Source organism: Variovorax paradoxus (assembly GCF_030811855.1).
Taxonomy (GTDB): Bacteria; Pseudomonadota; Gammaproteobacteria; order Burkholderiales; family Burkholderiaceae_C; genus Variovorax; species Variovorax paradoxus_L.
The window spans coordinates 485,932-504,230 of the sequence record NZ_JAUSRN010000001.1 but is presented as its reverse complement, the minus strand read 5'-3'; the positions used below and the strand labels follow the sequence as shown (position 1 = coordinate 504,230).

Annotated in this window: 21 protein-coding genes; 5 read left to right on the top strand and 16 right to left on the bottom strand. The window is 65.4% G+C overall.

The window, feature by feature from the left end; translation table 11 throughout:
* Nucleotides 1–29: 29 nt before the first annotated feature.
* Nucleotides 30–425, bottom strand: a complete 396-nt coding sequence (locus tag J2X92_RS02635; protein WP_307573140.1) for a nuclear transport factor 2 family protein — start codon at nt 423–425, stop codon at nt 30–32.
* 157 nt (nt 426–582) lie between these two features.
* On the opposite strand from J2X92_RS02635, the gene J2X92_RS02630 reads away from it, so the two are divergent.
* Nucleotides 583–1,236: a glutathione S-transferase family protein gene (locus tag J2X92_RS02630; RefSeq protein WP_307573139.1), complete on the top strand. Its 654-nt coding sequence runs from the start codon at nt 583–585 to the stop codon at nt 1,234–1,236.
* Between the two features lie 190 nt (nt 1,237–1,426).
* Entirely contained in the window at nt 1,427–1,627 is a 201-nt protein-coding gene (locus J2X92_RS02625) for a hypothetical protein (RefSeq protein WP_307573137.1), read from the top strand.
* Nucleotides 1,628–1,675: 48 nt separating this feature from the next.
* Here the strand turns inward: J2X92_RS02625 and J2X92_RS02620 are convergent, their stop codons facing one another.
* Entirely contained in the window at nt 1,676–2,317 is a 642-nt protein-coding gene (locus tag J2X92_RS02620) for a TetR/AcrR family transcriptional regulator (RefSeq protein WP_307573135.1), read from the bottom strand.
* Nucleotides 2,318–2,417: 100 nt separating this feature from the next.
* Here J2X92_RS02620 and J2X92_RS02615 point away from each other — a divergent pair, with 100 nt between their 5' ends.
* Both J2X92_RS02615 and J2X92_RS02610 read left to right on the top strand, forming a co-directional pair.
* Nucleotides 2,418–2,834, top strand: coding sequence for a 4-oxalocrotonate tautomerase (locus J2X92_RS02615; RefSeq protein ID WP_307573133.1), 417 nt, complete (start codon nt 2,418–2,420; stop codon nt 2,832–2,834).
* A gap of 76 nt (nt 2,835–2,910) precedes the next feature.
* Nucleotides 2,911–3,306 carry a VOC family protein gene (locus J2X92_RS02610; RefSeq protein WP_307573132.1) on the top strand — a complete coding sequence of 132 codons (396 nt, stop codon included), beginning with the start codon at nt 2,911–2,913 and terminating at the stop codon, nt 3,304–3,306.
* 438 nt (nt 3,307–3,744) lie between these two features.
* Here the strand turns inward: J2X92_RS02610 and J2X92_RS02605 are convergent, their stop codons facing one another.
* From J2X92_RS02605 to J2X92_RS02595, 3 genes are all read right to left on the bottom strand, one after another.
* Complete coding sequence (locus J2X92_RS02605; RefSeq protein ID WP_307573130.1) at nt 3,745–4,737, bottom strand: hypothetical protein; 993 nt, start codon at nt 4,735–4,737, stop codon at nt 3,745–3,747.
* A 357-nt stretch (nt 4,738–5,094) separates the two neighbouring features.
* Complete coding sequence (locus tag J2X92_RS02600) at nt 5,095–5,337, bottom strand: hypothetical protein (protein WP_307573128.1); 243 nt, start codon at nt 5,335–5,337, stop codon at nt 5,095–5,097.
* 71 nt (nt 5,338–5,408) lie between these two features.
* Nucleotides 5,409–5,801, bottom strand: a complete 393-nt coding sequence (locus tag J2X92_RS02595; protein WP_307573126.1) for an ester cyclase — start codon at nt 5,799–5,801, stop codon at nt 5,409–5,411.
* A gap of 112 nt (nt 5,802–5,913) precedes the next feature.
* On the opposite strand from J2X92_RS02595, the gene J2X92_RS02590 reads away from it, so the two are divergent.
* Nucleotides 5,914–6,867, top strand: a complete 954-nt coding sequence (locus J2X92_RS02590) for an AraC family transcriptional regulator (protein WP_307573124.1) — start codon at nt 5,914–5,916, stop codon at nt 6,865–6,867.
* A gap of 65 nt (nt 6,868–6,932) precedes the next feature.
* On the opposite strand, the gene J2X92_RS02585 is transcribed toward J2X92_RS02590, so the two are convergent.
* From J2X92_RS02585 to J2X92_RS02535, 11 genes are all read right to left on the bottom strand, one after another.
* On the bottom strand, nt 6,933–7,973 hold the full coding sequence (locus J2X92_RS02585; protein WP_307573123.1) for an MBL fold metallo-hydrolase: 1,041 nt from the start codon (nt 7,971–7,973) through the stop codon (nt 6,933–6,935).
* 16 nt (nt 7,974–7,989) lie between these two features.
* Entirely contained in the window at nt 7,990–8,649 is a 660-nt protein-coding gene (locus tag J2X92_RS02580; RefSeq protein WP_307573122.1) for a peroxiredoxin, read from the bottom strand.
* Nucleotides 8,650–8,755: 106 nt separating this feature from the next.
* A complete protein-coding gene (acs, locus tag J2X92_RS02575; protein ID WP_307573839.1) occupies nt 8,756–10,702 on the bottom strand; it encodes an acetate--CoA ligase in 1,947 nt (648 codons plus the stop codon).
* A gap of 67 nt (nt 10,703–10,769) precedes the next feature.
* Nucleotides 10,770–11,678 (bottom strand): acyltransferase domain-containing protein, encoded by a 909-nt coding sequence (locus tag J2X92_RS02570; protein WP_307573120.1) that lies wholly within the window; start codon nt 11,676–11,678, stop codon nt 10,770–10,772.
* Nucleotides 11,675–12,538, bottom strand: coding sequence for a triphosphoribosyl-dephospho-CoA synthase MdcB (mdcB, locus tag J2X92_RS02565; RefSeq protein WP_307573118.1), 864 nt, complete (start codon nt 12,536–12,538; stop codon nt 11,675–11,677). The genes J2X92_RS02570 and mdcB overlap by 4 nt, the downstream gene beginning before the upstream one ends.
* On the bottom strand, nt 12,535–13,233 hold the full coding sequence (mdcG, locus tag J2X92_RS02560; protein ID WP_307573116.1) for a malonate decarboxylase holo-[acyl-carrier-protein] synthase: 699 nt from the start codon (nt 13,231–13,233) through the stop codon (nt 12,535–12,537). The genes mdcB and mdcG overlap by 4 nt, the downstream gene beginning before the upstream one ends.
* Nucleotides 13,234–13,244: 11 nt before the next feature.
* Complete coding sequence (locus tag J2X92_RS02555) at nt 13,245–13,946, bottom strand: biotin-independent malonate decarboxylase subunit gamma (RefSeq protein ID WP_307573115.1); 702 nt, start codon at nt 13,944–13,946, stop codon at nt 13,245–13,247.
* A gap of 15 nt (nt 13,947–13,961) precedes the next feature.
* A complete protein-coding gene (locus J2X92_RS02550; RefSeq protein ID WP_307573114.1) occupies nt 13,962–14,843 on the bottom strand; it encodes a biotin-independent malonate decarboxylase subunit beta in 882 nt (293 codons plus the stop codon).
* Entirely contained in the window at nt 14,840–15,172 is a 333-nt protein-coding gene (mdcC, locus tag J2X92_RS02545) for a malonate decarboxylase acyl carrier protein (RefSeq protein ID WP_307573113.1), read from the bottom strand. The genes J2X92_RS02550 and mdcC overlap by 4 nt, the downstream gene beginning before the upstream one ends.
* Before the next feature lie 14 nt (nt 15,173–15,186).
* Complete coding sequence (mdcA, locus tag J2X92_RS02540) at nt 15,187–16,869, bottom strand: malonate decarboxylase subunit alpha (RefSeq protein ID WP_307573112.1); 1,683 nt, start codon at nt 16,867–16,869, stop codon at nt 15,187–15,189.
* Between the two features lie 43 nt (nt 16,870–16,912).
* Nucleotides 16,913–18,286, bottom strand: a complete 1,374-nt coding sequence (locus J2X92_RS02535; protein WP_307573111.1) for an SLC13 family permease — start codon at nt 18,284–18,286, stop codon at nt 16,913–16,915.
* Nucleotides 18,287–18,299 lie beyond the last annotated feature (13 nt).

Genomic DNA, 18,299 nt, shown 5'->3' with positions numbered 1-18,299 from the left:
CTTTGGCAGATGGGCGGTCCTCTGCCCACCTATTTGTCGAGTTTGGCTGCACTGTCCTCAGTGCCAAACCAGCGGCTGATCTTGGCGTTGCTGTCCAGTACGAAGAGCTGCAACCAATCTGTGTCGTGCACCTTTCCGTCCGGGAGCAGCCTGGCCTTGACGCGGCCGATTGTTGTCACGTGGTTTGGCCCCTCGAAGAATTCGCGTGGCTCAAATTCAACTATCTCGATCGTCTCCGCCAGCTTCGCGAAGAAGCCTCCAACCTGCTGACGGCCCTTGAAGGCTCCGCCGTACGGCGTGCCGGTTTCTGGGCTGGCCATGAATCGCCAATCCACGTCCTCGGCAAGCATTTCGAGAAGCGCGGGTATGTTTCGAGCGGCGAAAGCTGAATACGCTTGCTTCGCGGTTTCGGTAGGTGTTCCCATGGCTAAGCTCCTGGGCTGTGTATAGGGGCGAATATCTTAGTACTACATCTCGCGGGCCGCTTGGATTTGGTCGTACAGATTGCAGGCCGAACCTGCGGCCCATACCTGCCGCTTGCAACCGCGCCATACGCTTGCCGCACTTCGAAAGGACACCACGATGACCATCACCATCACCGCCTTTGAACGGTCGCCCGACGGGGGCAAGGGTCTGGCGCGCGACACGCGCGTGCGCTGGGCACTGGAGGAGGCCGGCCTGCCCTACGAGGTGCGCCTGGTGTCGTTCCGCGCAATGAAAGAGGCCGCGCATCTGGCACTGCATCCCTTCGGGCAAATCCCCACTTACGAGGAAGGCGACCTCACGCTGTTCGAGACCGGCTCTATCGTGCTCCACATCGCCGAGCGCCACCCGGGCCTGTTGCCCACCGATCCCAACGCACGGGCGCGCGCCATCACGTGGATGTTCGCGGCGCTCAATACGGTCGAGCTTCCCATTCTCGAACTCGTCACCGTCAAGCTGGCGGAAGGCGACAGGCCTTGGAAAGCCGAGCGCCTGCCCCTCGTCGAGGACCGGGTGCGCGTCCGACTGAACCAACTGGCCGCCCGCCTGGGCAATGGCGATTGGCTGGACGGCGACTTCAGTGCTGGCGACCTGCTGATGGTGTCGGTGCTGCTGCGGCTCCGATCATCCGGCCTGCTGAACGAGTTTGCCAGCTTGGCTGCCTATGTCGCTCGCGGCGAAGCGCGGCCGGCCTACCAGCGGGCGTTTACCGCGCAACTGGCGGTCAACGCGGCCCCTTTGGCGGGGGACTGACGAGGGGCGCCGCTGCCGGTGCGGGTGACGCGACGCACAGTTGTTGTCCGGGCTGCCGGAGGCGAACTGTTCAAGATGATTTCGTCGATGCTGGCGGACGATCGGGAGACGTGAGCGCCGAAGGTCCGCTTATGAGAGTTGGGAGTCGTGTTTGGGCTCTGTTTTTCTGGGTCTCTGCCAGAACATGCGTATGGGTTGCGTCTACGGTGTTGCTGACCAGCCGAGTTCCTTTACGGCCCTTGTCGATCGCGAGGATGATCAATTGTTTCCGGGTTCCGCAGTCGAGGAAAGCAGTGCACCGCTCGGCATCTGCTCACTTGGCGAAGACGCGACAGCGGGCATGCTTGATCGCGGCGCCGCTCAGCAACAATCGGCAGGAGCCGACGTTTGATGCCGCCGCCCAATTCGCCCGTAAGCAGACTTTCCTTATAGATCTCACTCAGATGGTTTTGAGCGATCTCTTCCCACTCCGCGCACCCAGCAATGCGTGTTCTGCCGCTCCAGCAATTTGTTCCGCGAAGGCTTCACTCCCAACGGCACGCGCCAGCGTGACAGCCCCGATCAGCGAAGAGAGGGCGGCGCAAGCAGTCTCAATGTCCGGCGGTGCCCCTGGTGAGATGGGCCCATCGACGATCGCCTGTGCAACATCGCGCAAAGCATTTTCAAACGTTGTACGCGAGGCTTCGTCCGATCGCGCCACTTCTGTGGGCATGGTCTGCAGAGTGCAACTCTCCGACAAGTCACACCTGCGCTTGGGGCCCAGATAGAAGCGCACGAACTCTGGCCACCAAGCGCGCCCATGCTCTGCTTGGTAGTACTGCACGCCGCCTCTCAGTTCAGCCATGCCTTGTGCGATCGATTCACGGAATGCATGGGCCTTTGAGTCGAAATGAACGTAGAACGCGCCCGACGTCACGCCTGCCTCCTTTGCCAAGCCGTCCACCCCGATCCCGCCGAATCCAGCCTTGCGAAACCCGCGACCTGCGCCCTCCAGGATGCGTTGCCGCGTCTGCACCTTCTGTTCGGACCTTGACACGAGGGGTTCCTTCGACATGTGAAGCTGACGATTGTAGTTGTTCAAAACACGATCGTTATGTATTATCTAAATAACGGTCGTTACTTGAAATGCCCTGCAGATCGCAGCGTGTGAGTCGACGCCGTTTTTCCTACTTGGAGTATCCATGCCGCTTACGCTCACCCTCACCGAGGGCGTTCTTCCCAAAGGCCAAGAAAAGGTGGCCTTCAGCCGCCTGTCCGACGCCATGCTCAAATGGCACGGCCTGGCGGAAAACAAGGCAATGGCGCCCAACATCGTTGGCTCGATCCATGTCTTGCCGAAGGAGCACACGTACTCCGGATCAAAGGAGGCTTCGGTGGCTTTCGTCGAATGGAAGGTCCCATCCTTCGCGTTTGCCAGCCGGGAGGTTCAAGTCGGCTACATCGAAGAAGCCACGAGCATCATTCATGAGCTGTCTGGCGCGCAGCATCCGAAGGAGCGCATCTGGGTCAATGTGATCCATGCGGTGGACGGGGCCTGGGGCATTGCTGGAACGGCGCTCACCAATGCGCAGCTCGGCGAAGGGGCCGCTGCTGCCTGACGGCAAGGGGCTGCAAAGCGATTCCGCGGCGTGAGGCCGACCGCGTCACAGCCCCGCGTCACCTCGGTACAACTCCATGCAACTCTCGAACTATCTGTTCTTCACCACGACCTGTGATCAGGCCTTGGCTTTCTATACGAGATGCGGTCTAGGCCGCGTCGTCGAGGTGCTGCGCTACGGAGTCGATGGGATGCCCGTCACGAACGAAACTATGCGTGGCAAGGTCATGCACGCCAAGTTCGAGGGACCAGGCCTGCTCTTCCATGCTTCGGACAACGAGGACGCCGAGCCGATGCGAGGCTCCGCGCATTTGCTGGCCATGGACGATCGCGATTCCACGAACCGGCTCTTCCGAGAGCTGGCCGCTGGCGGGACAGTCACGACGCCCTTGGGCATTCAGCCTTGGGGAGACTACTACGGCAAGTTGACTGATCGTTTTGGTGTTCAGTGGATGCTGAACTGCGCGGAGTGAGGGCGTTGACGGCATGCCCTATCGCCAATTGATGTTGAACGCGGCCCTCTTGGTTTGCGTCTGCTTCGGGGCACTCGAAGGTCGGCTCAGGATCCCGCGAGGCGGCTACTTCGGCTTTAAACGCTCAACTGAGTCGCAGGGCGACCTTCGGCGGATGCCAGTGCTGGGGCACCACGCACCAGAACGGGTGATAGGCCCTGTTGGCGCCTTTTCAAAATTGAGCACTCCAGCCGCGGTCCAATCTTGAGGTTGAGAAAGCCTTCATTTGCCGCTCCATCCTGCAGGGTCACCACAGCGGCGGAACATTGCTTCTGCTATTGGCCGCGGCTCGGCAAGCTTGAGTGAACCACAGTTCGAGCCGGCCCCCGTACGCACCATCACGAAGCGAGTGGCGTGACGACCGGCTCAGAATCGCGGTTCCTTGTTCTGCCGTTGAGCTCAGGGGGGAAACGGAGCCGGGTTCGCCAGGTAGGCGCGGGACAGGCGCGCGAACTGACCGCCATCGGTCGTGATGTCCGCCGACGTGGCGTCCCCGGGACTGAAGACGATCGCGAATGTGCCGTTGCCCGTGTACTGCGTTGGATGCGTCAGCATGTACTGGACGTGGTTGTCCCGATAGTGCTTTGGAGTTCCGCCGGGGGTCGTCGAGGGCACGCCCATGGGGGTCTGCCAGAAGAGGATCGGCAGGCCGCCCAGGTGGCGTCGCACCGTGCTCCACTGGTCCAGGCTCTGGTTGAAATTCGGTGTGGTGATGTTGTTCTCGTCCAGGTAGAACGGGCCGGGGCCGCGATTCGCACACTCTTTCACGGGCATCGGGTCTTCAAAGCAACCTGCATCGCGATCGCTCGTCTGCGCCACGATGAAGTCGGCCTTGTCTGCACCGAGTTTTGCCATGAAGCTGCCGGTGGCGTTTGCATCCCCCGCCCACAACGACGGGGGGAAGCCCATCCTCGCCTTGGGCGCGTACGTCCGTCCGAGCGTCAACAGGCAACCGACGACGCCGACGGCCGTATTCGGTTGGCTGGCGCATTCCGGCACCGTGCTCACGCGCGCCGGCAACTTCGCCGGGTCGCCGCCGGGTGCACTGCCCTCTGCGAAGCCCCAGAAGTCAGGCTCGAGGTTGACCAGGGTGGGGCGGCCGGTCTCGCCGATCTTCTGGTACATCAACTTGACTTGCGCCCAGTAGGCGGCCATGAACGGCGCGTCGTTGATGACGGTGACGTCGCCACCCCGCAGGGAAGGCATCTGGAACAGAGTGAACATCGGTACGGCGCCCATGGCCGCGACGTCGTTGGAAAATTTTGTCACGACGCCACCGTCCGGAGCGCCGTATAGCCATTGAGGCCATGCGTTACCGCCGCCAGAGTTGAAACCCGTGACCGCCACGAGATAGGTATCGATGATGTCCGGAGCGATCTGCTGGGCGTTCATGTCCTCGAAAGTACTGGCCGCGCCGAGGCCCACGAGGAGCCGGCCGGGTTTGCCGAGGGCTGTAGTGATCGAAGGTGCGGGCGCAGGTGCGGACGCAGGTGGGGGTGCGGACGCGGGTGCAGGTACGGGTGCAGGTGCAGGTGCAGGTGCAGGTGCAGGTACGGGTGCAAAGGCAAGTGCGGATGTCCCAGCGGCGGTCGTCGGCGACGAGCCGCCCCCTCCGCCGCCGCAGGCGGCGACGCCTGCACTCAGGAAGGCGATCGCGACGCGACGGACATGGGACATGGTGTTCAGTACTGGCGGCATTCGTTTCTTCTTAGATAAAATTTTCTTTTGGCAATGTTGTCGCGGCAAGACTCAGTAGTTGTAGTCAAGCCCTCGGCCCGGCATGAACACCCGGCCGTAGATGCTGGTGTCGGCGCCGATGCGCGATACACCGCCGTAACGATGCGCGTCGCCGTCGATGCGGACCCAGTTCGCGCCCCTGTCCGACGACGAAGGACGGGTTGTTCCATGCCATGGCATGCCGGTGCGACGGGTCGGCGAGGTCGTGATCGACGTGTGGACGAACAGCTCCGTGTCGCGTCCAGTTCGTGCCATCGAACTTGTAGAGCGACGACGGCGCGCTGCTGCCTGGGCTGGAGCCCGATGCAAACGGCACGTACAGGGCCTCAGGAACGCGGCAACCCGCCGATCTGCTGCATCAGTCCGAGCAGGTCTGGTTGCCCCACTTCGGAGACGATCTTCCCGGTCGAGAGTCGATAGATGTTCAGCGCTTGCACGGCAATCGTCTTGCCAGTGGGAGGCACGCCGAAGAAAGCTCCGCGGTGCGTCCCGCGCATCGTGAATCGCGCCGCGATGACATCACCTTCGATGACGGTTTCCTCAAGAGTCCATTGAATGTCGGGGAATCCGCCACGCATCATCCCGATGATCTCCAGGTAGCCTTGTGGCCCGTGCACGGGTTCGGCGCGCCCCGGAACGTGAAACACCGCGTCCGGAGAAACCAACTCTGTGGCGAGCCGCGGGTCCGCGGTGTTGATGAACTCCACGAAGCGAGCCATGAACTGTCGGTTTGTGGTGTGCATCTGTCGCCTCGGACTGTCTATCAGGATGGGACCCGGGGGCATGGCGGTCGCCCGGTACCCGTGTTCCCATATTGTCCGAGTTCCCGGCGTGTTCGACACGATCAAAGTCGGTGGCCAAATGGTGAATATCGGACACAATGGGTCGATGCCGCGCGGAACGAGACCCATCGATATCGAGCAGGTCCCATATCGGCCCTCGGCCGAGAGCGCGCTGGATCTCGAGGTCTTCTCGATGTCGGACTTAAGACGAAGGGTGCCCCGAGCCCACCTACAGCGTCACCACCGCTACGACTTTCACATGTTCGTGCACGTCAAACGCGGAAAATGCCGCGCCGTGGTGGACTTCAGTCACATCGAGTGTGGCGCCGGATCGCTGCTGACTATCCGGCCCGGACAGATTCACCGCTTCGGCCCGGGAAGCCGTTGGGACGCAACCCTCCTGCTGTTCCGACCCGAACTGCTGCAGGCTTCGCAAGGCGAGGAACGCCTTCAGATGCCTGAACTGATCGATGCGCTTCCTGGCCATCTGCGCCTCGACCGGTCGACGGGTCGGTTCTTGGCCGACACGCTCGCGCGGCTCGAGGAGGAGTGCACGCTCGAAGCCCGGCAACCGCTGCTGAACTGGCTGCTCCAGAGTGAACTGGCAACGCTCGTGATGCGGCTGCACATCTTTCACGCCGAGCAACAGCCGCCCGCCGGAGCATCGGCCGACGCGCCGGAGCGCTTTCGTCTTTTCAAACGGCTTTTGGACGCGAAGGTGCATGAGTGGCATCACGTTTCGCGCTACGCACATGCCATGGGATGTTCCGAGAAGACCCTCACTCGCATCTGCAGTGCGGTGGCTGGCGTCGGTGCGAAGGCCTTTATCGCCTCGCGCCTTGCGCTGGAAGCCAAGCGCCTGCTCGTGCACACGGAGATGCCGATTTCCGCGATCGCGCAGCGGCTTGGCTTCGATGAGGCGACCAACTTCACCAAGTTCTTTCGCAACATTGAAGGATGCACGCCAGGCGACTTCCGCCGTCGGCTCGATGTCTCGTCATAGCCGCGATACCCGTCGACGCGGATCGCGCGTTGCGATCTCGCGCACGGGCTAGTGGCCCGGGGTGCTCAGGCCACGCGCCCCGCCGTCAGCGGATAGCCTGCCTCGCGCCAGGCCTTCATGCCGCCGTCCAGTGCGACCGCGTGCAGAAAACCCATGCCGCGCAGCGTCGAAGCCGCCAGCGTCGAGATGTAGCCAAGCTCGCAGCAGGTGAGGATGCGCCGCGTGGGATCGGGCAGGTCCTGGTTGACGCGCAATTCCAGTTGGCCGCGCGGCAGCAGGCGTGCGCCGGGAATGTGGCCGGCCTCGTAGGCGTCGCGCTCGCGCACGTCGAGCACGATCAGGTCGTCCTCCGCGGCCTCGACGCGCGCCTTGAGTTCGGCCAGCGACATGAAGGGCACCCCCGCCGTCGCTTCGGCGAGCAGGCTCGCCACGGTCTTGCCGCCGCTCATGTTCGTGCGCAGCGCCTCGGTGATGTGCGTCGGCATCGTGAGGTTGAGGCTGCGCATCATCTCGACGAAGGCCTCGCGTTCGCGCGCCTGCAGGCGCGGGTTGGATGCGATCTCTTCGGCGATCGTCGAGTAGGTGCGTCCCTTGTAGTCGTGCGCGGGGCAGACCTTGAGCGCCGGGTCCATTCGCAGCACGCGGTTGAACAGGCTGTCGTAGAGTGCTTCGGGGTCGCCGCTGGGCAGGTCGGTGCGCCCGGTGGCGCCGATTAGCAGCGTGTCGCCGGTGAACAGGCGGTCTTCTACCTGAAGGCACATCGAGTCGGCGGTGTGCCCCGGGGTATGAGTGACCTGCACCCGCAGGCGCCCGACGACGATCATCTCGCCGTCGCCGATGCGCATGTCCACGAAGGGCGCGGGGCTCGCGTGGTGCATGACTACGGGCACGTTCAACTGGCGCGCGAGTTCGCGGGTCGCGGAGAAGTGGTCGGCGTGCGTGTGGGTGTCGATCAGGTAGCGGATGCGTACGCCGTCGCGGGCGGCGAGCGCGATGTAGTGGTCGATCTGGCTCAGCTCCGGATCGATGAGTGCGGCGGCACAGGTCTGGTCGCAGCCGATGAGGTAGGACTGGCAGCCGCCGGTCGCGATCTGCGCGAAGACCATGATGCTGCGCTCGCGATCAGCCGGGCTGCTTCACCACGCGCAGGTAGGGCTTGGGCGACTTCCAGCCCGCGGGGAACAGCTTCTTGGCGTCCTCATCCGACACCGAGCCCGCGATGATCACGTCCTCGCCCTTTTGCCAGTTGACGGGCGTGGCAACCTTGTGCGTCGCGGTCAGCTGCATCGAGTCGAGCACGCGCAGGATCTCGTCGAAGTTGCGCCCGGTCGTCATCGGATAGGTCAGCATCAGCTTGATGCGCTTGTCGGGCCCGATCACGAACACCGATCGCACCGTCGCATTGGTCGCCGCGGTACGACCCTCGGACGTGCCCGGCTCCTCGGCCGGCAGCATGTTGTACAGCTTGGCCACCGCAAGGTCGGTGTCGCCGATCATCGGGTACTTGGGCAGGTAGCCTTGGGTTTCCTCGATGTCCTTGGCCCAGCGGTCGTGGGCATCGACTGGATCGACGCTCAGGCCGATCAGCTTGGTGTTGCGCTTGGTGAATTCGGGCTCGATCTTCGCCATGTAGCCCAGCTCGGTGGTGCAAACCGGCGTGAAGTCCTTGGGGTGCGAGAACAGAATCGCCCAGCCGTCGCCGATCCATTCGTGAAACTTGATCGGCCCCTGGGTCGTCTGGGCCGTGAAGTCGGGGGCAATATCGTTGATGCGCAGTGACATGATCATTCCTTGAACAGGTTGACGACAAACGCTCTTTCTTGCCGGCCGTCCGGCAAGACTCAAAGCATAGAACGGCGCGGCGGCGGACGCCAGTGCCGGCGTGTCGTCAGTTCCGTTCCGACAGTTGCTCCAGGATGGCCGGGTTCTCCAGCGTCGAGGTGTCCTGCGTGATGGCCTCGCCCTTGGCGACGGAGCGCAGCAGCCTGCGCATGATCTTGCCGCTGCGCGTCTTTGGCAGGTTGTCGCCAAAACGGATGTCCTTGGGCTTTGCGATCGGGCCGATTTCCTTGGCGACCCAGTTGCGCAGTTCGTTGGCGATCTTCTTCGCTTCATCGCCCGTGGGACGCGCGCGCTTCAGCACGACGAAGGCGCAGATCGCCTCGCCCGTGGTGTCGTCGGGGCGGCCGACCACCGCGGCTTCGGCGACGAGGGCGGTGCACGAGACCAGCGCGGACTCGATCTCCATCGTTCCCATGCGATGGCCCGAGACGTTGAGCACATCGTCGATGCGCCCGGTGATCGTGAAATAGCCGGTCTTCGCATCGCGGATCGCGCCGTCTCCCGCCAGGTAGTAGCCCTTGAGTTCCGGGGGGTAGTAGCTCGCCTTGAAGCGCTCCGGATCGCCCCAGATCGTGCGGATCATGCTCGGCCACGGCTTCTTCACCACGAGAATGCCGCCTTGACCGTTGGGCACATCGGTGCCGGTCTCGTCGACGATGGCCGCCGCGATGCCGGGGAAGGGCAGGGTGCAGGAGCCGGGCACCAGCGGCGTGGCGCCCGGCAGCGGCGTGATCATGTGGCCGCCTGTTTCGGTCTGCCAAAAAGTATCGACAATCGGACAGCGCCCGCCGCCGACGTGTTGATGGAACCATTCCCACGCCGCAGGGTTGATCGGCTCACCCACCGAGCCCAGGATGCGCAGGCTCGACAGGTCGTAGCGCCTGGGGTGCACGGCGTCGTTGCCCTCGGCCGCCTTGATCAGCGAGCGGATCGCCGTCGGCGCGGTGTAGAACACGCTGACCTTGTGGTCCTGGATCATCTTCCAGAAGCGGCCCGCGTCAGGATATGTGGGTACGCCCTCGAACACGACCTCGGTGGCGCCCAATGCCAGCGGGCCGTAGGCGATGTAGGTGTGGCCCGTGACCCAGCCGATGTCCGCAGTGCACCAGAACACATCGTCCGGCTTCAGGTCGAAAGTCCACTTCGTCGTCAGCACCGCATGCAGCAGGTAGCCGCCGCTGGAATGCTGCACGCCCTTCGGCTTGCCGGTCGATCCGGAGGTGTAGAGCACGAACAGGGGATGCTCGGCGCCCACCCATTCAGGTTCGCAGGTCTCCGGCTGGGCTTGTGTCTCGTCGTGCAGCCAGCGGTCGCGGGAGGGCTCCCATCCGATTGGCCCGTCGGTGCGCCGGTAGACGATGACGTTCTTCACGCTCTCGCAGCCTCCCAGCGCAATGGCATCGTCGACGATGGCCTTGAGCGGCAGCTGCTTGCCGCCGCGCACCTGTTCGTCGGCGGTGACGACCATCACGGCGCCGGCATCCTGGATGCGGTCGCGCAAGCTCTGCGCCGAGAAGCCGCCGAACACCACCGAGTGCGTGGCGCCGATGCGCGCGCAAGCCTGCATGGCGACCACGCCCTCGATGCTCATCGACATGTAGATGACGACGCGGTCGCCTTTCTTCACGCCGCGCGCCTTCAGCGCATTGGCCATCCGGCAGGTGCGAGCGAGCAGCTCGCGGTAGCTGACCCGCGTCACTTGTCCGTCGTCGGCTTCGAAGATGATTGCCGTCTTGTCGCCGAGCCCGCGCTCGACCTGGCGGTCCAGGCAGTTGTAGGACACGTTCAGCGTGCCGTCCTCGAACCACTTGAAGAACGGCGATTGGCTCTCGTCGAGCCCTTGGGTGAACGGCGTTCTCCAGCTCAGGAATTCGCGAGCAAGGCGCGACCAGTAGCCGCTGTAGTCGGCCTCCGCCTCGGCGACCAATCGTTCATACGCGGCCATGCCGGACACATGGGCGTCCTTCATGTCCGGGGCTGGAAAGAGGGTCATTGCTTCGTTGCTGCTCACGATGGATCTCCTGTTGTTCGATTCAAGACTTCAAGTGCGCTGCCTGGACTCATGGCTCCGCGTGGCTGTTCAGCCAGGCTGCAATTGCATCGGCACTGCGGAAATCGTCGCAGGCGCGTGCCGGGATGGCGGGGTAGCGCTGGTTCCACATGCGCGCCAGCGCCTGACCGGGCCCCACCTCCAGCACACAGCGCACCTGCCGGGCCGAGATGTTTTCCATGCATTCGTCCCAGCGAACGGTCTGTGCGATCTGGGCCGCCAAAGCCGCACGGGCGGACTTTGCATCTCGAATGCGATCCCCCGCATTGCTGAACAGCACGACCTGCGGCGCGCGAAAGGGCACTTCGGCAAGCGCGAGCGAAAAGCTCTCCGCCGCTTCGCGCATCCAGGGCGTGTGCGACGCGACGTTGACCCGCAGGCGCGTGCACTGCGCACCGGCTGCCTGGGCCATGCGCTCGGCGTCGTCCAATGCGGCGATCGGGCCGCCGAGGACCACGCTTGCATTGCCGTTGCGAATGGCGAGTTCGAGTCCGGCCTCGACACGCAACTGTTCGAGCTTCTGCTCCGCCAAGCCGCTGACGGCCAGCAGGCCTCCGGGCGCGCGCGCGGCGCAACGATCCATGGCCTCGGCCCGGCGCGGAGCAAGCGCCGCGGTCGTGGCGGGATCGATCACGCCCGCCGCGCTGAAGGCGGCCAACTCGCCGACGCTGTAGCCTGCGACCGCGGCCGGCGACGGGACCATGGGTGCGAGCTGCCCCCAGGCTGCCAGCGCAAGGCCGGTCAGCAGCGTTTGCGCGTTGTCATTCCGTTCGGCCCAGTTGGGATCGGCGAGCGCACGGCGCCAATCGTCGACGCCGAGTTGCGCGCAGGTGCGGCGCACCAGCGGGTCGTCCGCCAACCAGGGCAGCATGGCGGGATGCTGGGTGCCCTGGCCCGAAAAAAGCAGTGCGAAGCTCATGGGCCCGTACACACGCGGCGGATCCAGCAGGCTGCGGCCAGCGTATCCGCTGCGCCGCCGGGCGACAGGCGGTGCCGTACGAAATCGTCCGCAAAGGCTTGCGCCTCCAGGAGCCCTTCAGGCCGCGCAACGCCTCCTCGATCCAGATAGTCTTGCGCAGCGCGCTGGGCATCGCGAAGGCCGGCGAGGCCGCCGCGGTGCGCAAGATTGCTGTCGTCCAGCACCGCGATGATGTGGAACAAGGTGTCGAGCCGGGCCAGGCGCGGTGAAAGGCCTCGGGCCCGTGCATCGTTCAATGCGGGGAGCGCTGTTTCGAACAGCACGGGAAACGCCAGGGCCGCTTCTTCGGATGCGCTGCGCAGGCCGTGGCGCCGCGCAGCGATGCCGCCGGGCAGAGCGGATGGCCGCTGGCTTCGGCGAGCCAGTGCGTCGCCCCAGTGCCGGCGCAGCGCATCTCGCAGTGCTGCCGGCCGCAATGCGCCGCCTTGTTCTCGCAGCGCAGCGCCTGCTGCCGCGCACAGCAGGCCGAGCATGAAGATCGCACCGCGGTGCGTGTTGACGCCGCCGGTTGCGGCCAGCATGCGCGCCTCCGCCGCGATGCCATGCTGCTCGAGCACGGCGAAATCCGCGACGCCAAAACCGGCCTCGGCAATCTGGACGAAGTAGCGGCGCAACGAGAACAGGCTGCGCATGAAAGTGTGCGCGTCCATGTCGTCGTGGCTGCCGCAGTCGATCAACGTGACGAGGCCAGGCTTGGGCGAAAGTGACAGTTCGTCGTACAGCGCGAGTGTGGCGGCGCGTCCGATGGCCGCCGGTGTCACTCGTGAATCCTGTGCCAGCGAGAGCGCGGAGTTCCTCATACCGCCAGTTCCGTCATCTCCGCATGCGCGCACCACGCCGTATCGCGCTGCAGGCACACGCCGTCAAGGCGCTTGACCATCACCGCCCGCGCATGTCCGGCGCGCCACTCGCGCCATTCACGCCAAGCAACCGCCGCACCGTCCGCGAATGTGAGCTCGCCATCCAGACGGGGACGTTCCGCTTCGAAAGATCCGAGTGCACGAACCACGGCATCGGCATGTCCCGCCCCGTCGACGGGAATCGACAGATCGAGATCGGAATCGGTCCGCACGTGATCGAAGCCGCTGATGGCCTGCCAGCCGAAGCTGCCGAACACGCGAGCCGTCGCATGGCATGCGTCGAGCCTGCCGAGCAGTTCACGTACCGCGCCATGCGCCGGCGGCGGCAGCAGCTCCTGCATGTCGTCAAGCCGTGGGAATTCGCCGAGGCCTTGCACCGCCGCGTGCGGCACCTGCAGCGCGAGCCGGCGCCTGTCCCAGTGCGCAGGCGCGGGCAAACCGAGCGCGGTCCAACCATCGGCCGTGGCGTCCGCCGGCTGGCGCGTCACGACCAGCGGCAACTGATGCGAAGCCCAATGCGCGAGGCAGTCGCGTGCCTGCGCATCCCATGGCCGGCCCAGCACGGTGGCCCAGCCGCTCGTGGAGAGGTGGGCGAGTTGGTGGCGACGCAGCGCAAGCATGGCGGTGGTGCGCATTCAAGCGGCGGTCAAGCAGCGTCCAGCACGCGCTGCACGACAGCGGCGGCCAGGCGGCGTCCGCCCCGTTCGGCCCCGTCTCGTGCGCGCCGGTCGTCTGTTGGCGTGTGGGCCAGCGCCTCGCGCAGGCAGGCTTGCAGGTCGCCCCGCCAGAGCGCGCGCACGCCGCCCATCGCCACGTAGTTCTGCACGCCGGGTGCGAACACCGGGTTGGACTGCGACAGGGCAGTGAGCTTTTCCTCCGGCAGCTTGGTCACTCGCGCCATGGCGGGGATGCGCATCACGCGGATTTCGGCATCCGGCAGCGCGTAGCAGGCGTCGGCAATCAAGCCCGAGGTGATGAAGCCGCCGGACAGCGCCTGGTCGTACACCAGGCCTATCACGCGGTGGCCACGGCGCCGCGCCAGATCTATGCTTGCGCCCAGGTGCGCCATCGCCCGGTTGATGCCGAGCAGTTCGTCGCGCCGGCGCAGTTGCTGGCCCTGGGTGTCGATCAAGAGCAGGGTCGGCCGGCCGGGGTGCTGCGCGACGGTGTCCAGGACCACGCGGGCCTGAGCCAGCGCGAGCCGAACGCCGATCGGCGCATGGTTGGTGGTGCCGATCACGGCAATGGGCTCGCCGTCGAAAATGACTTCGCCCTGCAGAAAATCGCCGTCTTCGCGCATGCCGTGGTACGGGCCGAAGAGTTGGGTGACAAGTGAATTCCACTGCATGGAGTAACCCCTCTTTTAAGCGGTGCGAAGCGCGCGGACGGCTTCCACCGAAAGCTCCGGCACCTGCCGTGCATCGGCAATGCCGAGTGCGCTCCAGAGCAGTGCCGCCTCGTCGCGGTCTGTGGTGTCTATGGTGTCCAGGGCGTGCAGGCGCTTCGTGAGCAATGCGTGCTCCTGCTCGAGCGCTTCCAGCGTCAATGGCTTGGACACGTCGATGGCTGCGATGGCCGCCGCGCGAAAAGCGGCAACGTCGTCTTCGACCAGCGCATCGCAGTCGCCAGTGAGCCAGCGGTGCTTGCCGCCGGTCGTGCGCCAGACCAGCGCCCGGTCGCGCGAGTCGAATTCATCCACGCCGTGGGAGGCCTCGATCACTTCGGGGCCCGACATCGCCAGCCGCCCGACATCGCTCATCACGATGTAGTCGGCACAGCGCGCCACGATGCCCATGCCGCCGAAGCAGCCGTTGGCACCGCCGATCAGCACGAGCACCGGGATGCCGGCGGCGCGCACGTCGAGCAGCGAGCGCATCACTTCCGATACTGCAATGAGACCGGCGTTGGCCTCGTGCAAACGCACACCGCCTGATTCGGCCAGCAGCAGCACGGCTGCAGGACGGTCGCGCAGCGCGCGCTGCAGCAAGCCGACCAGCTTGGCGCCGTGTACCTCGCCCACGCCGCCGCCCATGAATGCGCCTTCCTGCGCGGCCACGAACACACTGCGGCCGTCGAGCATCGCGCGGCCCACCGCCACGCCGTCGTCGAAGGCCGAGGGCACGCCGAGTTGCGCCAGGTGCGGGCTCATGACCCGCTCGCTCGGCGGCAGCCATTCGTGAAAACTGCCTGGGTCGAGCAGCAGCGCCAGCCGCTCGCGCGCGGAGCATTCGGCATAGCTGATCATGGTTGGCCTCCGGTGATCTCGGCCACTGCCTGGTCGAGCCGCAGGCTCACCACCGCGGGCGTGGCACCCATGTCGTTGATCGACACGCGCACGCCGGCCAGCGGATGGCGCGCGTGAAAGTCGTTCATCACGGCCTGCCAGATCGGCCCGAAGCCGCGCGCCGAGGTTTCGACACGCACGGCGCAGCCATGGCCGCCGGCGGGCTCGAGCAGCACCTCGAGGTTGCCCGAACCGACCACGCCGACCAGCACCGGCGCAAAGGCACCGGCCGGCCGGCCGCCGGAAAAGGAAAAGTCCAGGGTTTCGAGCCCTGCGGGAACGTCGCTCATTGTTGAATCTCCTGCTACCAGTTTCGGAAGCGCTTGGGCGGCTGGTACAAGCCGCCGGAGGCGCGCACCAGGTCGCGCATGCTGCGTGCGGCCAACAGGTTGCGCGTGGCCTGGCGGGGGTCGATGCCAAGGTCCTGCGGCCGGCGGATCACGCCGCGGTCGCGCAGGTTCTCGACCGCGCGCTTGTCGCGCGCCAGGCCCACTGCCGTATAGCCGGCCACGCCGCGGATGGCCTGCTCGCGCTCCGCGTCGCTGCGGCACAGCAGCAGGTTGGCGATGCCCTCTTCGGTGAGGATGTGCGAGACGTCGTCGCCGTAGATCATGATCGGCGGCAGGTCCATGCCGGCCTGCTCCTGCAGCGTCCAGGCGTCGAGCCGGTCGACGAAGGCCGGCTGCATGTGCTCGCGGAAGGTCTCGACCATCTGCACCACCAGCTTCTGCCCGCGCGGCGTGCCGGCCGCCCCGGTGCGCCCGGCCCGCGCCTCGCGCCCGGCCTTGAGCCAGGCCGGGCTCGCATGCCGCCGGCCGCGCGCGTCGGCGCCCATGTTGGGCGCGCCGCCGAAACCGGCGATGCGGCCCAGCGTGGCGGTCGAGCTGTTGCCGTCGAGGTCGATCTGCAAGGTCGAGCCGATGAACATGTCGCAGGCGTAGTGGCCCGCCGCCTGGCAGAACGCACGGTTGCTGCGCAGGCTGCCGTCGGGGCCGGTGAAGAACACGTCGGAACGCGCGCGGATGTAGTCCTCCATGCCCAGCTCGGAGCCGAAGGAATGGATGGACTCCACCCAGCCCGCCTCGATGGCCGGAATCAGCGCCGGGTGCGGGTTCAGCGCCCAGTGCTTGCCGATCTTGCCCTTGAGACCGAGCGACTCGGCATAGGTCGGCAGCAGCAGCTCGATGGCCGCGGTGTCGAAGCCGATGCCGTGGTTCAGGCGCTGCACGCCGTACTCGGCATAGATGCCCTTGATGGCCATCATGGCCATCAGGATCTGGACCTCGCTGATCTGGGCGGGGTCGCGCGTGAACAGCGGTTCGATGAAATTCGGGCGCGGCGCCTTGACCACGAAGCTCACCCAGTCGGCGGGGATGTCGATGCGCGGCAGCGTGGTGGTCTTGCCGTCGACCATCTCGTTGACCTGAGCAATCACGATGCCGCCCGAGAACGCCGTGGCTTCGACAATGGCCGGCGTGTCCTCGGTGTTGGGGCCGGTGTAGAGATTGCCTTCGGCGTCGGCCGCCTGTGCGGCGACCAGCGCGACCTTGGGCGTGAGGTCGATGAAGTAGCGCGCGAACAGTTCGAGGTACGTGTGGATCGCGCCAATCTCGATGCGGCCGGCCGACACCAGCTTGGCCAGCCGCGCACCCTGTGGCCCCGAGAAGCTGAAGTCCAGCCGCGCGGCCACGCCGTTCTCGAACACGTCCAGGTGCTCAGGAAGCGCCAGCACCGACTGCACCATGTGAAGGCCATGCACTTTTTCCGGATCGACCTGGACCAGTGCGCGCGCGAGAAAGTCGGCCTGCTTCTGGTTGTTGCCCTCGAGGCAGACGCGATCGCCGGGCGAGAGCACCGCTTCGAGCAGGGCGGCGATGGCTTCGGTCTCGACACGCTTGCCGGCGAGGCGGTTCCCGAGCGCTTCGGCCGCGCGCGCCAGCCGGGCATTGCGGTCGTCGGCCTTGGTAGTCCAGGAGCTGGAAGTCATAGAAAGAGGAGTTGAAGGTCGATCAAAAACAAGAAGATGCGCCTCACAGGACCACGAAGAGCAGCCACACCATCACGGGCGCCACCAGCGTCACGATGGCACCGTACACCATCAGCTGCCGGAAGAACACGTCGCGGTCCACGCCCTTTGCACTGGCAAGCACCAGCGCGCCGTTGGTGGAGAACGGACTGACGTCGACGATGGTCGAGGACACGGCCATGGCCGCGATGAAGCCGATGGCGCTGACGCCCGTGTCGCCCTGCAGGAACGGCACCGCGAGGGGAATCAGCGAGCCGAGCACCGCGGTCGATGAGGCAAAGGCCGACACCACGGCGCCAACGAAGCACAGCAGCAACGCGGCCACCATGGGCGAGGTGAGTCCGGCCACGCTGTGGCCGACAAAATCGATCGTGCCCATCTTTTCCATCACGCCCACGTAGGTGCTGACACCCACGATCAGCATGATCTCCGGCCACGACACCTGGCCCAGGGCGCGCTTTTGCAGATTGGGCGCCATCAGCGTCAGCACCAGGCCGATGGTGATCGAGACGAAGCCGATGTCCTGCTTGAAGAACAGTGTCAGCACGGCCAGCGCCAGCAGCCCTGCGACGGTGGCGATCTGGTAGAGGCGCGGACCCTGGTCGGCCGGGACAGCCGGCGCCGCGTCCATGAGCGACTCGCCAGCCGCAGTCGCGACGCGGCGCTCTTCCGCGAACGATTCGGCCTCCGCATCGCCGAATACCTGCGCCCCGCCCTGCGCATGTGCAGCGCGGCGTGTTGCTGGTACTGCGCCGGTCACGTCGGCCCTCTGGCGGATCAGCTTCATGCCACCCATCAGGAAGAACAGCAGCAGCGACACGGACAGATTGATCCCCAGGCTTGCCAGCATGGTGGCCATCTCGTTGAGCGGCAGGCCGGCCTTGGCGACGATCTTGTTGGTGATGCCGCCATAGATGCTGATCGGCGAGAAGCCGCCGCCCTGCGCGCCGTGCACGACCATCAAGCCCATGAGCAGCGGATTGATGCCGTACTTGGCGGCAAAGCCCAGCGCGATCGGCGCGATGATGGCCACCGCCGCCGGGCTGACCGCCCCCACCGCCGTGAGCAGCGCGGCAATGAGGAACATGATCCAGGGAATGGCGGCGATGCGCCCTCGAACCGCGCGCACCGCCAGCCTGACGAGCCAGTCGATGGTGCCGTTGTTCTGCGCCAGCGCAAACAGGTAGGTGATGCCCACCAGCGTGAGAAACAGGTCGGCCGGAAAGCCGCCCATGATCGCCTTCGTGTTCATGCCGGCCACCAGCGTGCCGACCAGGAACGCACCGACGAAGGCGATCACGCCCATGTTGATGGGCAGCACCGTGGCCAGAACGAACATGCCGACCAGTGCGTAGATCGAAATCCAATGTGAACTCATCGATGCGTCTCCG

Excerpts from the sequence above, each read along its gene's own strand:
- J2X92_RS02635 (WP_307573140.1), bottom strand. The coding sequence starts at position 425 with ATGGGAACACCTACCGAAACCGCGAAGCAAGCGTATTCAGCTTTCGCC.
- J2X92_RS02630 (WP_307573139.1), top strand. The coding sequence starts at position 583 with ATGACCATCACCATCACCGCCTTTGAACGGTCGCCCGACGGGGGCAAG.
- J2X92_RS02625 (WP_307573137.1), top strand. The coding sequence starts at position 1,427 with ATGGGTTGCGTCTACGGTGTTGCTGACCAGCCGAGTTCCTTTACGGCC.
- J2X92_RS02615 (WP_307573133.1), top strand. The coding sequence starts at position 2,418 with ATGCCGCTTACGCTCACCCTCACCGAGGGCGTTCTTCCCAAAGGCCAA.
- J2X92_RS02610 (WP_307573132.1), top strand. The coding sequence starts at position 2,911 with ATGCAACTCTCGAACTATCTGTTCTTCACCACGACCTGTGATCAGGCC.
- J2X92_RS02605 (WP_307573130.1), bottom strand. The coding sequence starts at position 4,737 with ATGAACGCCCAGCAGATCGCTCCGGACATCATCGATACCTATCTCGTG.
- J2X92_RS02600 (WP_307573128.1), bottom strand. The coding sequence starts at position 5,337 with ATGGCACGAACTGGACGCGACACGGAGCTGTTCGTCCACACGTCGATC.
- J2X92_RS02595 (WP_307573126.1), bottom strand. The coding sequence starts at position 5,801 with ATGGCTCGCTTCGTGGAGTTCATCAACACCGCGGACCCGCGGCTCGCC.
- J2X92_RS02585 (WP_307573123.1), bottom strand. The coding sequence starts at position 7,973 with ATGGTCTTCGCGCAGATCGCGACCGGCGGCTGCCAGTCCTACCTCATC.
- J2X92_RS02580 (WP_307573122.1), bottom strand. The coding sequence starts at position 8,649 with ATGTCACTGCGCATCAACGATATTGCCCCCGACTTCACGGCCCAGACG.
- acs (WP_307573839.1), bottom strand. The coding sequence starts at position 10,702 with ATGACCCTCTTTCCAGCCCCGGACATGAAGGACGCCCATGTGTCCGGC.
- J2X92_RS02570 (WP_307573120.1), bottom strand. The coding sequence starts at position 11,678 with ATGAGCTTCGCACTGCTTTTTTCGGGCCAGGGCACCCAGCATCCCGCC.
- mdcB (WP_307573118.1), bottom strand. The coding sequence starts at position 12,538 with ATGAGGAACTCCGCGCTCTCGCTGGCACAGGATTCACGAGTGACACCG.
- mdcG (WP_307573116.1), bottom strand. The coding sequence starts at position 13,233 with ATGCGCACCACCGCCATGCTTGCGCTGCGTCGCCACCAACTCGCCCAC.
- J2X92_RS02555 (WP_307573115.1), bottom strand. The coding sequence starts at position 13,946 with ATGCAGTGGAATTCACTTGTCACCCAACTCTTCGGCCCGTACCACGGC.
- J2X92_RS02550 (WP_307573114.1), bottom strand. The coding sequence starts at position 14,843 with ATGATCAGCTATGCCGAATGCTCCGCGCGCGAGCGGCTGGCGCTGCTG.
- mdcC (WP_307573113.1), bottom strand. The coding sequence starts at position 15,172 with ATGAGCGACGTTCCCGCAGGGCTCGAAACCCTGGACTTTTCCTTTTCC.
- mdcA (WP_307573112.1), bottom strand. The coding sequence starts at position 16,869 with ATGACTTCCAGCTCCTGGACTACCAAGGCCGACGACCGCAATGCCCGG.
- J2X92_RS02535 (WP_307573111.1), bottom strand. The coding sequence starts at position 18,286 with ATGAGTTCACATTGGATTTCGATCTACGCACTGGTCGGCATGTTCGTT.